Here is a 14,315-nt window from a genome sequence, read left to right as displayed (position 1 = left end):
AGCTGGCCGCATTGGGGCAAGCCGACCAGCACCCGGGGCAGGTTGGCGAGTTGTTCTCCCGCAAGTCCAGGTGGCTCAATGCGCGGAAGGCCGCCTGCCGGGCAACGTGGGCAGGTATTCATACTGTGCACGGAGCTGGCGGGGCACCCGTTAACCTCCTCCGTCGACTCACTGACGTCGTGACCAGGAGTATCACGCCAGCGCAGCGCTTGTGGGGGCAGCGCCAACGGCTCGCCTGTGCATGGCTGCCTCACGCCGATTGAGACTCAATTACCTTGCGTCTCAAGGCTGTTCGATAGAGTGAAGGGCTTACGCACTCGATCACCCTCCAGGAGGATTGCGTGGATCCGTCGCTCGTCGATGCGATGATGCCGAGCCTGACGGCAGCCGTGGCCGCCTACGGAGCAAACGTACTAGTGCGGGCCGAAGACGCCGCAGCCGTGGAGACCGTGCGCCTGGGACAACGGCTGCTGGCACGGTTGCGAAGGAACGAAGACGTGCAGCCCCGCATTGATGTTGCCGTTCAAGATCTGGCGAGTGCCCTCGGCGACGAGGACTTCCTCGGCGCACTGCGCGCCCAGATCAAGAAGGTCCTTGAGCAAGACGTCGACTTGGCATCCGACCTCGAGACCCTCCTGGCTGGATCGCGTGTACCGGCTCAGGCCACGGGGGCGCGCTCCGTCGCCGTCACGCGCAACGACGGAATCATCTCCACGGGCGACAACGCGACCATCCAGAGGTAGATATGGACCAGGGCTTTGACCGGTCCGTGTTCGTCGCGAACAACACCGGGATCGTCTCCACCGGCGACAATGCCTCGATCACTCAAATCACCTTTGCTCCCGGCACGCCGAAGCCGGCCGAGGAGGTGCCTGCTCCCCCCGATGTGTTCGGTTTACACAGCGGCAAAAGCCCCGTATTCAAGGGGCGGAGCAGCGAACAAACGCACTTGAAGTCGATTCTCGATGGACCACCCGGTTCAGTTGCTGTGATCACCGGATGTGGTGGCGTAGGGAAAACGTCGTTGGCTACTCAGACAGCATCCCAGTACCGGGGGCACTACAACCCCATTTGGGAAATTTCCGGTGGAGACGCAACCCAGGTCGAGTTCGGCCTGTCCCGGCTGGCCTGTCGCATTGATCCCGGACTGGTCGATCATCCGAGCGAAGTGGCCGCAGAGTGGGCGCGAGCCTGGCTGCAGACTCATGACACCTGGTTGCTCGTCTTGGACAACGTCTCCTCCCCTGGAGACGTGCGCCTTCTGCTCGGCGAGATGCCCCAAGGACGATTCATTGTCACCAGCCACCAGGCCACAGGCTGGCATCACATCGCCCCTGCGATGCCGCTCGATGTTCTGGACCCGGCCGCTGCACTCGACCTACTGACCACCATTGCGGCCTTGGACAGCGAGGACTTGAGCAGCGCTGCCATCGTGTGTGAAGAGCTTGGATATCTGCCGCTCGCAATTGAACTCGCAGCGGCAAATATGGCACAGACCAGGCTCAGGCCAAGCCACTATCTTGAGAACCTTCGCGCCGCTCCGCTCGATGTACTCGTTGACGACTCGGCATCCGATGACCCCGCACATACTGTGGCCCGGGTTATTCAGGCGAACCTGGAGAGGATCAGCGGCCATCCGCTCGCGAAAGAACTCATTCGAATAATGGCGTGGTATGCACCTGAAGGCATCCCATGCTCACTGTTTTTTCGGATGGAAACCCCGAAAGCGGCACACGCAGCTTTCGGTCTGCTCGCTAAGTACAGCCTGATCCGTTTCATCGATGAACCCGGCGACCCGACGCTACGCGTCCACCGCCTCGTGCAAACCATGGTCATGGCCTTGAGTCGGATCTCCCCAGGCGGAACATTCGACTCCTCGTGTACCGCTACTGAACTTCTACGTAAAGCGCTGCGCGATGAGGAGCCAGAGGAAGGTTTCAAAACATGGTGGCGCCGCAGTCTCATGCCGCATCTCGACTCGTTGGCCACGAAGATCGAAGATGACGACGAAACGCTTGGATCAGCCGCACTATACGAAATCGCCGGATACTTTCTACTGGGACAAGGACAACTCGCCCAAGCGAGGCATTACGCAGAGAGACTGCATCAAGTAATGGTCAGAATCGGAGCGGGTCCCACTGGCTCGCCTGAAGTACAGAACCTGCTTGGACAAATACAGATTGCCGCAGGAGACACATCGGCGGCTACCGAACACTTCAAGCAGGCTTTGGACGAAGCGACGCCGACGCTTGGCGAAGACAGTCGAAGCATTCTGGCGTATCACATGAACCACGCGCGGGCCATCCTCGCAGCGGGCGATCACGCTGCAGCCATCTCCATGCTCAACGATGTGGTGTCCGACTGCGTAAACGCCCTCGGCGGAGACGACCCGCTCACCCTCACCGCTCGAGCCAATCTCGGTCACGCTTATGAGGTCAGCGGAGATACAGCAACAGCGATTTCACTATTCAGCCAGGTCCTGTTCGATCGATTGCACACGCTTGGCCTGGAGCACGAATCGACCGCCGCCTCATTGGCCGCGCTCGGCGGTGTCCATTTCGCCAACAGGGACGCGATTGGCGCCATCCCGTACTTCGAACAAGCCCTGGCTGTTCGGGCTCGAGTACTGGGTAACGATCACCTGGACACCGTGACCTCACAAAATAACCTCGCGGTTGCCCTATGTCAGATCGGTGAACTACACCGCGCCATCTCGCTCTTGGAGCAGGTAATCGACAACTCTCCGGGAATTTTCGCTCCCGACGGCGCTGAATTGATGAGCACGCGGACAAGGCTGGCCGACCTGTATATTGCGACCGAGCAGCATGATCGCGCCATTTCAATGTACAGCCAACTACTGCACAGTCAAATTCGAACCAACGGGGCCGATCATCCCTCGACCCTCGCCACGACGAATATGCTGGGTCTCGCATACAGGGCAGTTGACGACCTCTCCCGGGCTATCAACTTCTACGAACAAGCGCTGATCGGGCGCACTCAAGTCCTTGGACGGGACCACCAGGACACATTCAACTCGCGGAACAATCTCGCCTACGCATACAGACTTGCCGGAGACTTTGCTCGGGCGATCTCACTCTATGAAGAGACGCTTGAATTTGCCATTAAGACACTAGGCCCTAGAAATCCTGCCGTCATCGACATGCGCAACAACATTGCTTCCCTACGAGCCAAGCAGTGAGCGGATTCCATCCTCGCCTGATGTAAACGTTCAAAGTGAGGAGCGGCGACCAAACCATCATTTCCCGTTCAAGTCCCAGTGCCCATAGCTCGGCGCACCGACTTCCCTCTCATGTCGAGTAGGTGCTGGCCAGAGCCAACACGGCTCAGGTCGCGCTCCGGCCCACGGCAACGCGGGGGCACGACACTATTGCCAGCCGTCGAGTGAGACCTGAGGGCCATTGGCGAGATACCGTCGCAGGGCACTGGCCGTCGTGTCGACGAACTCCTCCGGCATGGCATCGGCGTCAACCCACCTCACCTGAGCATGCTTGCGCGGCTCACAGTTCTCAGGCTCACCGGTCCATTCGTGGGCAGCGAAGACAACGGTGAGGAAGCCGTTCGGGGCCTCAACTCCCCACGCCCCGTGGATGATGTGGGCGACCTTCAGCGCCTCCGGTTTCACGACCAGGCCGGTCTCCTCGTACAGCTCCCGCACCGCGGTCTGCGTGATCGGTTCCCCCGGTTCGCTCTTGCCGACCGGTAGGTCCCACATGCCCTGGGCGAACTTCGCGTTCTCGCTGCGCTGCAGCAGCACGACGCGGTTGGTGGCTTTGTCGTGGACGATGACGGCCGCGACCAACAGGGTCATGGATTCGAGGGCGGGCTGGAGGGCTTGGGGGCGGGCGTCGGTCGTCGAATCAGCCACGGGGTTCCCTTCATCGGCCAGGTAGTTGGGCATGTTAGGCGAGCGCTTCACGGGCGCGCCGGGCGAGTTCGGCCGCGCCGGGGACTTTGCAGCGCTGGTAGATCGCGAGGGGTGAGCGCAAGGACGAGATGGCCTTGCGCGTGCGGGCCGACGTTATGCCCTCTATCAAGGTCAGGGACTGGGACCAGGCGGCGATGGCCTCGTCGGCGCGGGCCTGGGCGGCGAGGCTGTCGCCGAGGTCGGCGTAGGTGAGCGCGTGGACGCGCTTGTACTGGACCGGGTCCCAGCGGGTGAGTGCAGCTCGGTGCTGGACCTCCGTGCCTGGGTGATCGGCAAGGTCCGTGAGGGTGCGGGCGGTGTGGCTGGCCACGGTGCCGGCGGCCGGTCCGCTCACGCGGGAGTAGCTGGGCTGCGGGCCGTCCTCGCGCAGCAGGGCGTCCTCGGCGGCGAGGAGGGCGCGGGCGGCGGCGGGCTTCTCGCCGGTGGCGGCGTAGGCGCGGGCGTGGGTGATGTGGAGGAGGGCTTCGGTCTGTCCGTCGACGCGGCCGAGTCCGCGGGTGAGGGCGCCTTCGACGAGGTCGACGCAGTGGTGGGGTTGTTTGAGGCTGAGGGCCTGGTGGGCGAGGGCGCGCATCATCCAGGCGGCGTGGCCGTTGGGGTCGGCTTCGCAGGCGAGTTGGTAGCCGACCTGGTAGTAGCGCTGGGCGGCGCCCTCTTGGCCGAGGTCGTGGTGTTTCCAGCCGGCCAGATAGGCGAGTTCGGCGACCGCGCCGAAGGCTGCCTGGCGCAGGGATTCGTCCGGGAAGCGGGCGCGGAGCATGGGGGCTGCGGTGTCGGCGAGGTAGGCGGTGACGGTGGTCAGGCCGTGGCCGCCGCCGAGGCGTTCGTCGGCGGAGCTGAACGCGGTGGTGATGTGGCGTACGACGGCGACGTCCTCGGCCCCGACCAGGACGCCTCCGGTGCGGGCGCGGAGCATGCGGGAGGTCGCCTCGTGGTCGTAGCCGAGGGGCATGGCGACTCCGGCGGTGGTGAAGGCGGCGATCCCCAGGAAGTGCCGGCGGTCGACGTCGGCGCGCCCCAGCTCCGTCGCCGTGACGACCGGGTCCGGGTCATCAGCCGGTGTCTCGGTCGGGCCGCGCAGGCCGATCTCGGTGAGCGTGACGGTCCGTGCCAGCCGCCGGGAGAGCGCCTCGGCCAGGTACTGAACCATCCGGCCGCTGGGCTCGCGGGCACCGTTGACCCAGTGGGAGATCGCGGACTTGTTGGTCTGCAGGATCTCGCCGTTCTCGGCGGCGACCCGGCGCACATCCTTCGCCAGGGCGTCGAAGGTGCACCCGCTGGCAGAGATCACGTCCCGTAGACGCGAGTTGGGCTGGTTGGGCGCTGGCACGACCTCCCCCGATCAGCAGCTGTAAACCGCGTATACCGCTTCCGCCTCCCCTCACCGTACCCACTGAGCGTGACGACGGGTTCACTAATCAACAGCCGCCCGGAACGGTTCCAGGTTCCGGCTGACCCAGGCTCCCCTCCTGGTCCGGGCGGCCCCAAGTTCCGTACACCTGATGCGGGTTCGGGCATTCCTGTGCCCGAACCCGGCCGATGAGAGACGGAGACACGGTGACCACCATCGACACCACGGCCATCACGGCCGTTCTGCCCGAGGCGTTCGACGAGCGCTGGAGCCGGCTGCCCGGCATCCAGGTCGACGGCCGGCGCATCACCATCGACCCGGCCGAGTACTTCTTCCGCTTCGAGTCCAGCACCTGGCTCGTCGCCGACTGGGAGCTGGTCAAGTCCCGGCTCCTGGACGTGGAGGAGACGACCGAGAGCGCGGTCGAACAGCTCGCTCTCGACTTCATCCGGGAGCACGCCCGCTCCACCCTGGACGCGGCACGCGTCCTGACCACGGCGTACGAGGTGTACGCGTACCTGTTCCGCGAGGAACACCTCGCCTCGCTCGGCCTGCCGCAGATCACCGCCGAGCACCTGCGGATGCTCCGCGAGGCGGCCACGCTGATGGCCCTGAACAAGGTCGAACTCGACGGGCACATCTCCAACGTCGGCCCGTGCTGGTTCTTCCCCGCCGCCACCTCCGTCGTCTTCGACCTGGACGACGCCATGGGCGGCCTGCTCGACGAGGTCTACCACGGCGGCTGGTTCAACGAGCACCGCCGCATCGAGTCCATCAAGGCCCACGCCGCCCTCGGCGGACGCCTGGTCCACGGCTGCCAGTCCGTGCCGGACCAGTCCGGCGGCGTCGTGGCGCCCTACGGTGCCTCGATGGCCAACTTCCGTGACGACCTTGCCCAGTTCAAGGCTGGATGGATGGAACAGGTCTACGCCCACCGCGCGACCAACCACCCGGCTGCCTAGCCCGTCCGACCAGGCTCCGGGGCGGGACACGCCCTCGCTCCCGCCCCGGACGCCCACTCCCGTACAGACCCTCCAGGAGCACTCCCCATGGACGAGACTCTCACCGCCGACCTCCTCCACAACCTGTGCACCGCCACAGGCCGCCCGACCCCCGTTCGCGAGGAGGTCCGCGTGTGGTCGATGTCCGGTGTCGAACGCGTCACCTTCCCCGACCGCACCACTGCGATCTTCAAGTACGCCAAGCGCCCCTTCGACAGCGAGGACCAGGCCCTGCGCCTCGCGCACACCCTCGGCATCCCCGTACCGAAGGTGTACGCCTCCGCGGTGCGCGACGGCCGGCTCGGCATGCTCATCGAAGACCTCGGGCCGGCGGCCCGTGAGGCCGACGACCTCGACGGCGCCGCAGCAGCGGTCGTCGTACACTGCGCCCGCACCGCCCCACCGCTCGCCCTCCTCGACGAGGAAGCGCTACGCGCTCTCCCGGCCCGCGCCCTCGACCACCTCCGCGCCCTGCGCAAGGCCGACCGCTGGGCGGCCGAGGACACCGACGACATCGAGCAGGCCCTCGAACTCCTCGCCCGAACCGCCCCGCACCGCGCGACCGGCGCCACCCTCGCCCCGTTCGGCTGGGTGCACTCCGAGTTCCACCCCACCAGCCTCCACATCGGCCGCGGCAACACCTGGCGCCTGCTCGACTTCGCCCGCGCCTTCACCGGCCCCGGCCTCCTCGACCTGGCCAGCTGGCACGGCACCATCGAGGATCCCGACCCGGCCCGTCTGCGCACCTTCATCGAGCAATACGTGGCCGCCGGCGGCACACCCGACGCCCTCACCCCTCGCGGTGAACTCCCCGCCGAGCAATGGGCACTGGGCTGGCAGCGCATCTGGAGCGTGGAGTGGTTCATGGACCAGGCGATCCGCTGGATCAACGACCCGGCCACCGACCCGGCGTACATCAAGGTCGTACGACGCCACCTCACCGACGTCCTCCGCCTCCTGGAGGTCTAGATGACGACGGCACCAGCGCCCTCGCCCTGGCACGCGCACGCCCTGCAACGCACAGCGGCCGCACCCGCCGCCCCCCCTGCCTGTTCCCGCTCGGATGGAGTGGACCACCCGCCCGGGCCTCGGTCCCGGCGCGGAGATCCTCGGCCACGACCTCGCCCACCGCCGCGTCCTCGAACTCGGCTGCGGCCCCGGACACAACGCCGCCCACCTCGCCACCCGACGTGGCGCACGCGTCACCGGCGTGGACCTCGTCGGCCTCCAGATCCGGCGAGCCCGCGCCCACTACGGCCGTTTGTCCGGCCTCACGTTCGCCGCCGGCCACGCCCTCCACTACCTCCAGGCGACCGACGAACAATTCGACGCCATCTACTCCGTCTTCGGTGCGATCGGCCTCGTCCCTCCGAACCTGCTCCTGCCGGCCATCGCCGCACACCTCAAACCCGGCCGCACCCTCGCCTTCTCCGTGCCCCACCCCCAACGCGGTGGCCGACGCACGGCCAGCGACGACCGCCCCCGCCGTGACCACGTCACCCTGCCCGACCGCACCCGCCTGCCCCTGGTGCGCTGGGAGTTCGACGCCGAGCGCTGGGGCCAACACCTCGCCCGGGCCGGCCTCCGGCTCACGTCCGCGCAGGACTTCCACGACGGTCGCCACGGCCCGTGGCCGACCACGCTGCTGATCACCGCACGCAAGCTCTGACCCCGCCCTCACACGAGCCGGAGGAACCAATGCGCCCGCCCTGCCTCCTCATCGACATAGACGGGGTCCTCATCCCCTTCCCCGACGACGACCACGGCTCAACCCCAGCAACGCACACCCGCCACGACGTCGTCCCCACCGGCCGAAACGCCGACAACCCGGTGACCGTCTGGCTCAACCCGGCCCACGGTCCCCTGCTCATGGACGTCATCCGCTCCGGCCTAACGGCTCCGGCCTGGTGCACCAGCTGGCGTCAGGACGCAGCCACTCTGATCGGACCGCTCCTCGACCTGCCCCCGCTGCCGTCGACCGGACATCACGACCAGCCACCCCGACGGCTACCTCTGGAAGCGCGACTATGTCGACGCCCTGCTCGGCGGCTCCCCGGCCGCATGGATCGACGACGACTTCACCGCCCTCGACCACGAGTGGGCCACCCAGCGCACTGCATCGGGGGCGCCCACCTTGCTGGTGCAGCCCGATCCGTATGTCGGTCTGCTCTCCGAGCATCTCCTGGCGGTGGTTCTCTGGGCCGCCAACCTGAGACAGCGGCCACCATCAGCAGCAGCTGCATGATGCGGGAGCGCCCCATCAGCCAGGCGAAGCAAGCTTTGACCGGCAGGCACAGGGTGGGAACGGCCCCCCTGTTGGCGCTCCTTGAATCTCGCCAGTCCTGTCTCTTCCCCGCCGATGGTTGCAAGCTCAACCAGGAGACAGGCCCGCCTGATAGCAGCGCCAGCAAGGACCGCACGCGTCACCAGCCCAATAGCGCCCAACCTCTGATCTGCATCAAACCGTTCTAGTTCGCCTTGTGCCCGCAGGAGCATGAAGGCATGTCGATTTGGTTCCGGACTGCTGCCCCTGGTCGCGCCCACTGGAAGCGCGCCTTGTTGCCTGTTGGATTTGTCGTGAACGTCTGGAGCAATCAGCTGTACGACACTCGGTACCGGGTGCCTGGTGTGGTTCTCTTCGTCTGCAGCCTTGTCCTCAGTCTTTGGTCGGCACGTCAGTGGCGGGGATTCACCGAAGGCTGGCACACACCGAAGCAAATCCGCCGCTGGCTGAAAACTACATTCCACACGCCTGTATGGATCAGGCGCTGGGAGAAGCTGAAGGTGACAGTGTGTGGGGGGGCCGCATTCAAGTTGTTCATGTATCCGCTCAACCTGTTCGACAGGATCGTGGCGGCACCTGATCAATATCTCGACCACGGTATGGACGCTAAAAAGATGCTGGCGTTCTGCTTCCTCTTTCCTCACATCGCTCGCTGGCTCGAGCCAAAGGACAACCTGCTCGAACGACTTGACGGCCGCGTCCTCCGGGCCATGGCCAGCCGGACGCTGGCAAACTTCAACGGGGCTTGCGGCGTGGCTGTATTGCTGTACGCCGCGCTTTCCACACTCTCCCGCGACTACACCAAGGCGTTGCCAGCCCTGGCGGTCACAATCGGTATCGCCACGATGGTGGCAACGCACAAGATGTGGACCCGCTATCGCAAGCTGTGCACGCAGACCCACAAGAACATCCAGGCCATGGTTCGGGCGCTGGAACAGCCCCCCGCAACCGAGAATCAGTTGGCAGTCCTGGATGCCTGGGAGACCCTGGAGCGGGACCTGCGCACCCGAGTTGACACTGGCTATGCCTTCGGTATGCGGTTCGCCCCGAAGGCGGTCATCGCGGCACTCAGCGAGTCTGTGGAGACGGTGAGCAAGGGGCTGCCCGGCCACAAGGAGGCGCGGGATCAGGCACTAGCTGACTTGAAGACCATTCGGAGTGTGTGCGCCCAGCGGCTCGATTCGGTGGCGTGAGGTTTTTGCGGCTTGTGCCATGGTTCCACTGGCCGTCCTGTTAGGGAGCGGCACCAACTGGCCAGGGTGGCCGGAGGCCCATCGCGGAGCGACGCTCGAAAAGCACCATTGACCAGACGTGGCACCCCCACGACCTCGAAGGCCGGTGAACCTGCTTCGCCGGCATCAACCCCGCCGCTGGGGCGGGAAAACGGTCACCGCTGGTCTGGCGCCCCCTGGCGCCAGGCCCCTTCCGCCTCCTCAAGGCGGGCCCCTTCCGAAACTCCTCCGCAGCCCTGGGCTGCGGGGGAGTTTCGGAAGGTACAGCTTGCTGCTGTTCGTCGTCCCAGGCCGAGCCATCCCCGGCGGCGAGTGGGGTGTGCGTTACCGGTGTCGGTGTCGGGCATCGTGGTGCTCCAAAGGCAGGGGGTTGGCGGGGTGTCACATCCGTTGCATGCGTCGCATGCCTGGTCAGCACAGGTACGGACGCCGGAGCAGGTACGGATACGTCCGTCCCGGCGAGAGAGTCCGTCCCCGCGCTGACCTGCGCGGGGACGGATGCGACGCACTGCTACGGACTCCCGTCCAGGTGCGTTGTGCAGGTGAGGTCAGAGAGTTCGCCTCGGCCCGGCAGGATCGGCGGGCCGTCCCACAGGGAGCGAACCCGTCGGCCCGCCCGTGACCGGCTTGCCCACGGTCGGACCTGCAGGTGTGGCGCCGGGCGCAGGCTCAGGTGTGGTGTCGGTCTGGATCAGGTCGGGGCAATGGCGGGCCCAGGCATCCAGGAATCGGTTGCGCACATATGCCTTGGCCTGACGCCCCTGATCGAAGCGGTAGTTGGTGGGGCTGATACCGAAGTCACGTAGCAGGTTGCCGAGGTGGTAGGCGTTCAAGCCCTTGGCACCGTGGTCCGCCCACGGAGCGTCTGCGTCCTGGATCAGGACAGCAACCAGGTCCAGGGTGGGCAGGGCTTCGGGGTTGTTCGCCCGCTCGAAGACACGGTGGACATCGCGCAGTAGCCGAGTCTTCAGGCTGGTCTGTTCGTCCTGCGCGGCTTCGTGGCGGGTCATGGCCACACACGCGGTACGCGCCTGCCTTGACCAGTGACCACCGGCCAGGTCGGCGATGATGACCAGCGGCTCCCACGTGTCCGCCGCCCGGTCCTCCACCGGCATCGGCGGCACCATGCGGGCGGCCGTGCTCCGCAGCGGACCCAGCCACGCAGCCAGCCGATCACGTAGTGCTTTGAGTTCGGGTCCCGCGTACCGCGAGCGGAACGGGGCGACCTTTTCACCGGGCTTGCGCTTCTGCATCCGCAGTACGACTGACCGGTCGGTGATGGTGTCGGGCAGGTCGCCGATACCCGCGATCGCGGCCATCGCGAAGGTGAGGAACGGGGTGGGCTTGTGCTCCGGACCGGAGATCCGCCAGGCGGGCCGGTTGCGCTGGTGTCCGGCGTTGAGCAGGCCGCGCAGGACCTCGCTGTCGCCCGCTGCCTTGGGGCTGAAGATGGTGTCCGCCTCGTCCACCAGCAGCGTGGGCGGGATCTTGCCGATGGTGCGGAAGATGACCGCCGGAGACGTGTTCACCGTCATCATCGGGTCATGGATAGTCTCGTAAAGGACGTCCAGCACACGGGACTTGCCACAGCCCTTGGTCGGGCTCATCACCGCCAGGCGAGGCGCGTGCTGCAGGGCCGTCTGGATGTGCGTGGCCGCCACCCACAGGGTGACCGCGGTCAATGCCTCCTCGCTCGGCAGCACGACGTACTTACCGATGGTCGATCGCAACTCATCCAGCAGCACCACTCCCTCCCCCGGCACCGAATCTCCACCGTCACCGGTCCCCGAAGCACCGCCAGATTTCATGGCGTCCCCTGACCCGGTTCCCGAACGGTCGACAGTCCCCGTCCCCTGACTGGTCCCCAGCGACCGCTGGGGATCGGATTCACCGCCCCCAACACGCTGCGACGCGTCCCCATCACGGTCCCCGGATCGCTGGGGGACGTCCCCGTCACGGGCCCCAGGCCGCGTCCTCACCGCGCTGACCTGCGAACCAGCAGCAGGCTCAGAGTTCCGGTCACGAGTTGGGGACCGGTCCCCAACCGCAGCCGCGGATATCCGGTCCCCAACTTCCGTTCCCCGCACCCCGGTTTCACTTCGGGGACCGTGCTGATCCCCGTCGACCGCAAAGTTCATCTGGCCGGGGACTGAATCCACAGGCCGGGGGCGATCAGTTGGGGACTCCTCAGCCCTCGGCGGTGGTTCGCCGGGGGCCGCTTCGTTGTCCCCGGGGGGTGCGGAGTCAGACCGTGAGGTCGTACGAGGTCTGCGCGTCCAGCCACACGTCCACCTCCCGCCACCGGTAGCGCAGGTGCCGGCCGACCTTGTGCACGGTCGGGCCGATGCGCCGATGACGCCACTGGTAGAGCGTCTTCACCGGCACACCGAGGTAGACCGCGACCTCCTCCGGCGTGGCCAGAGGGACAGGACCGGCGCCATAGGCGGGGGTGGGGCGCGGGGTTCCAGGCATAGGGGCTCCTTCGCTGAAGTGGCGGGGTGGACAAGACAGCCACAGAATTGCCTGCCGCGTCCAGCGGCATTGTGCGGAAATCCCACGGCCACCCCAAACGACCTGTCGCCGAATGGGAACAAAACCGTAGACCTGGATCGCCGGTTGCCGAAATTGCGCCGAGAGCAGAGGGATTGGTCCGTTTTTCTCCGGACGCCCCTGTCAGCCCAATCCATCCAAACCAACGGGCGCGACCGCAGGTCATCGACCGATCTGAGCAGCTCAGAGGCAGCGGCGCGGGACCATAGCACGAGAATCCGGCTTCACCGAACTACCAGTCTTGTTGACTCCGTCGAGCTTTCACAAGCCCTTGAGGAATCTCTTGTCACGGCCACCGAATTCGAGTTACAGCTATCTGTCATGGCAACCCAACCCATAGAAATAGGCCCGGCTGGAATCCAAGCCGCGCGCAATATCGAGTACCTGCGTCTGCTGCGTGGCCTCTCCCAGCAGCGCCTCGCCGAACGATGCACCGCCCTCGGTCGCCCCCTGACCAACATCGCCCTCAGCCGCACCGAACGCGCTCGCCGCCGCTGCGACATCGACGACCTCGTCACCATCGCCACCGCACTCGGCGTCTCGCCGATTACTCTGCTCACAACCTCCGCTGCGGGGAAGCGTGGCTGAGCCGTACGACCGCTGGCACAAGAAGCAGCCGCAGGCCGACGACGAGACCTGCACTGCCCACAAGAAGGCCCCGTCCCGCGAACACGGACGCGGCAAGCGGTGGTTGGCGCGCTGGCGCGATCCAGACGGACAGCAGCAGAGTGAGAGCTTCGACCGGTACGAGGACGCCCGGCAGCACCTCACCAAGATGCAGGGCAGCGTCGACGACGGCACGTACATCGACACGAGGAAGGGCGAGGCCCAGCTCAAGGCGGTGGCCGAGCAGTGGTTGGCGAACCAGACGTTCGACAATCCTCGGACGTACGCCCAGTACAAGTCCCGCGTCCGCAACCACATCATCAAGCCGCTTGGCTCGCTCAGGCTGCGCCAGATCAAGGCGTCCACCGTGCAGACCTGGATCAAGCGCCGGCTACAGGTGCTCGACGAGACAACCGTCGGGCTGGTCTTCACGCACCTGTCATCGATCCTGGCCATGGCCGTAGACGACGACCTGATCGCCAAGAACCCTTGCGAGACCGGCTCGGTGAAGCGCGTGAAGCCTCGGCGATCGAAGAAGGCTGCGAAGGACGTGCCGCTGTCGTGGGAGCAAACAGATGACCTGCGCCCCCACCTGCCTGAGCGCTACCAGGCCACGGTCGACTGCGGCCGGGGACTGGGCATGCGGCAGGGCGAGATCTTCGGGTTCAGCCCCGAGGACGTGAACTGGCTACAGAAGGACAAGGTCGTTCACATCCGCCGCCAGATCACCCACGACCGCGGCACGCTGGTCTTCGCCCCTCCGAAGGGCGGCACGGAGGACGACACCAAAGACCGCTTCGTACCGGTCGGCGACGCACTGGCCGTGCTACTCACCGAGCACATGCGCAAGCACCCGCCGGTCGAGGTCACTCTGCCGTGGACGACCAAGGACGGTGAGCCGGTGACCGTGCGCCTGGTGTTCACCACGCGCGAGCGCAAACCGCTGAACAAGAACTACTTCAACTACCTCTGGAAGGCCGCCCTGGAGGGCGATAGGCGCGATAACTGCCCTCAACGACAAGCCTGTTGGCAAGGGCCGCAAGTGGGAGGAGTGCCGCGACAAGATGATGCATGCCCTGCGGCACCTCTTCGCCTCTGAGGCGATCAACGAGGGGGTTGACGTCTACACGCTCGCCGATCTCCTCGGCCACGAGGATCCCGCGTTCACGCTCCGCCGGTACGTGCACCGTGTGACGGGTGCGGTCGAGAAGGCTCGCAAGGCAATCGGTCGACGATACCGAGCCGGCACGTAGCCCCTCATGCCTCCTTCCGCCACTACACATGGCAGTTGAGACAACCTCCTTGACCGAGGCACTCACCGGCGCCACGTCGTGGAATTTTGGCC

General features: G+C 66.0%; 12 protein-coding genes and 2 pseudogenes. 10 read left to right on the top strand and 4 right to left on the bottom strand.

Going from position 1 to position 14,315, the window contains the following annotated elements; all coding sequences use genetic code 11:
* The first annotated feature begins 341 nt into the window (after positions 1–341).
* Both ACFUPX_RS29300 and fxsT read left to right on the top strand, forming a co-directional pair.
* Complete coding sequence (locus ACFUPX_RS29300) at positions 342–743, top strand: hypothetical protein (protein WP_383329100.1); 402 nt, start codon at positions 342–344, stop codon at positions 741–743.
* A 2-nt stretch (positions 744–745) separates the two neighbouring features.
* Positions 746–3,199 carry an FxSxx-COOH system tetratricopeptide repeat protein gene (fxsT, locus tag ACFUPX_RS29295; protein WP_383329097.1) on the top strand — a complete coding sequence of 818 codons (2,454 nt, stop codon included), beginning with the start codon at positions 746–748 and terminating at the stop codon, positions 3,197–3,199.
* A 186-nt stretch (positions 3,200–3,385) separates the two neighbouring features.
* On the opposite strand, the gene ACFUPX_RS29290 is transcribed toward fxsT, so the two are convergent.
* Positions 3,386–3,919, bottom strand: a complete 534-nt coding sequence (locus tag ACFUPX_RS29290; protein ID WP_383329094.1) for an NUDIX domain-containing protein — start codon at positions 3,917–3,919, stop codon at positions 3,386–3,388.
* 1 nt (position 3,920) lies between these two features.
* Positions 3,921–5,276 (bottom strand): tetratricopeptide repeat protein, encoded by a 1,356-nt coding sequence (locus tag ACFUPX_RS29285; RefSeq protein ID WP_383329091.1) that lies wholly within the window; start codon positions 5,274–5,276, stop codon positions 3,921–3,923.
* 227 nt (positions 5,277–5,503) lie between these two features.
* Here ACFUPX_RS29285 and ACFUPX_RS29280 point away from each other — a divergent pair, with 227 nt between their 5' ends.
* The 5 genes and pseudogenes from ACFUPX_RS29280 to ACFUPX_RS29260 all read left to right on the top strand — a co-directional run bounded on the left by ACFUPX_RS29280 (position 5,504) and on the right by ACFUPX_RS29260 (position 9,775).
* Positions 5,504–6,259: a hypothetical protein gene (locus ACFUPX_RS29280; RefSeq protein ID WP_383329088.1), complete on the top strand. Its 756-nt coding sequence runs from the start codon at positions 5,504–5,506 to the stop codon at positions 6,257–6,259.
* 87 nt (positions 6,260–6,346) lie between these two features.
* Positions 6,347–7,267, top strand: coding sequence for an aminoglycoside phosphotransferase family protein (locus ACFUPX_RS29275; protein ID WP_383329085.1), 921 nt, complete (start codon positions 6,347–6,349; stop codon positions 7,265–7,267).
* A pseudogene (locus tag ACFUPX_RS29270) lies at positions 7,268–7,967 on the top strand (class I SAM-dependent methyltransferase).
* Positions 7,968–7,996: 29 nt separating this feature from the next.
* Positions 7,997–8,543: pseudogene (locus tag ACFUPX_RS29265) on the top strand (hypothetical protein).
* A gap of 257 nt (positions 8,544–8,800) precedes the next feature.
* A complete protein-coding gene (locus tag ACFUPX_RS29260; RefSeq protein ID WP_383329082.1) occupies positions 8,801–9,775 on the top strand; it encodes a hypothetical protein in 975 nt (324 codons plus the stop codon).
* Between the two features lie 587 nt (positions 9,776–10,362).
* Here the strand turns inward: ACFUPX_RS29260 and ACFUPX_RS29255 are convergent.
* Together ACFUPX_RS29255 and ACFUPX_RS29250 are read right to left on the bottom strand one after the other, a co-directional pair.
* The gene (locus ACFUPX_RS29255; RefSeq protein WP_383329079.1) at positions 10,363–11,622 is read right to left on the bottom strand and encodes a DUF3631 domain-containing protein; all 1,260 of its coding nucleotides are present in this window, start codon (positions 11,620–11,622) and stop codon (positions 10,363–10,365) included.
* A gap of 436 nt (positions 11,623–12,058) precedes the next feature.
* Positions 12,059–12,286, bottom strand: a complete 228-nt coding sequence (locus ACFUPX_RS29250; RefSeq protein ID WP_383329076.1) for a helix-turn-helix domain-containing protein — start codon at positions 12,284–12,286, stop codon at positions 12,059–12,061.
* Positions 12,287–12,685: 399 nt separating this feature from the next.
* Between ACFUPX_RS29250 and ACFUPX_RS29245 the strand changes: the two genes are divergently transcribed.
* The 3 genes from ACFUPX_RS29245 to ACFUPX_RS29235 are packed head-to-tail and all read left to right on the top strand — an operon-like array spanning position 12,686 to position 14,223.
* On the top strand, positions 12,686–12,952 hold the full coding sequence (locus tag ACFUPX_RS29245; RefSeq protein ID WP_383329073.1) for a helix-turn-helix domain-containing protein: 267 nt from the start codon (positions 12,686–12,688) through the stop codon (positions 12,950–12,952).
* Positions 12,945–14,069, top strand: coding sequence for a tyrosine-type recombinase/integrase (locus ACFUPX_RS29240; protein WP_383329070.1), 1,125 nt, complete (start codon positions 12,945–12,947; stop codon positions 14,067–14,069). The genes ACFUPX_RS29245 and ACFUPX_RS29240 overlap by 8 nt, the downstream gene beginning before the upstream one ends.
* The gene (locus tag ACFUPX_RS29235; RefSeq protein ID WP_383329067.1) at positions 14,035–14,223 is read left to right on the top strand and encodes a tyrosine-type recombinase/integrase; all 189 of its coding nucleotides are present in this window, start codon (positions 14,035–14,037) and stop codon (positions 14,221–14,223) included. Before ACFUPX_RS29240 ends, ACFUPX_RS29235 begins: the two co-directional genes overlap by 35 nt.
* Positions 14,224–14,315: the final 92 nt, after the last annotated feature.

It is taken from the genome of Streptomyces sp. NPDC057302, from assembly GCF_042667685.1.
Lineage (GTDB): Bacteria > Actinomycetota > Actinomycetes > Streptomycetales > Streptomycetaceae > Streptomyces.
The sequence above is the reverse complement of the archived record's forward strand: the minus strand, read 5'-3'. Positions and strand labels throughout refer to the sequence as shown.

Bases quoted from the DNA above. Each gene is read 5' to 3' on its own strand.
- ACFUPX_RS29290 (WP_383329094.1), bottom strand. From the start codon at position 3,919: ATGCCCAACTACCTGGCCGATGAAGGGAACCCCGTGGCTGATTCGACG.
- ACFUPX_RS29260 (WP_383329082.1), top strand. From the start codon at position 8,801: ATGTCGATTTGGTTCCGGACTGCTGCCCCTGGTCGCGCCCACTGGAAG.
- ACFUPX_RS29250 (WP_383329076.1), bottom strand. From the start codon at position 12,286: ATGCCTGGAACCCCGCGCCCCACCCCCGCCTATGGCGCCGGTCCTGTC.
- ACFUPX_RS29255 (WP_383329079.1), bottom strand. From the start codon at position 11,622: ATGAAATCTGGCGGTGCTTCGGGGACCGGTGACGGTGGAGATTCGGTG.
- ACFUPX_RS29235 (WP_383329067.1), top strand. From the start codon at position 14,035: ATGATGCATGCCCTGCGGCACCTCTTCGCCTCTGAGGCGATCAACGAG.
- ACFUPX_RS29275 (WP_383329085.1), top strand. From the start codon at position 6,347: ATGGACGAGACTCTCACCGCCGACCTCCTCCACAACCTGTGCACCGCC.
- fxsT (WP_383329097.1), top strand. From the start codon at position 746: ATGGACCAGGGCTTTGACCGGTCCGTGTTCGTCGCGAACAACACCGGG.
- ACFUPX_RS29245 (WP_383329073.1), top strand. From the start codon at position 12,686: ATGGCAACCCAACCCATAGAAATAGGCCCGGCTGGAATCCAAGCCGCG.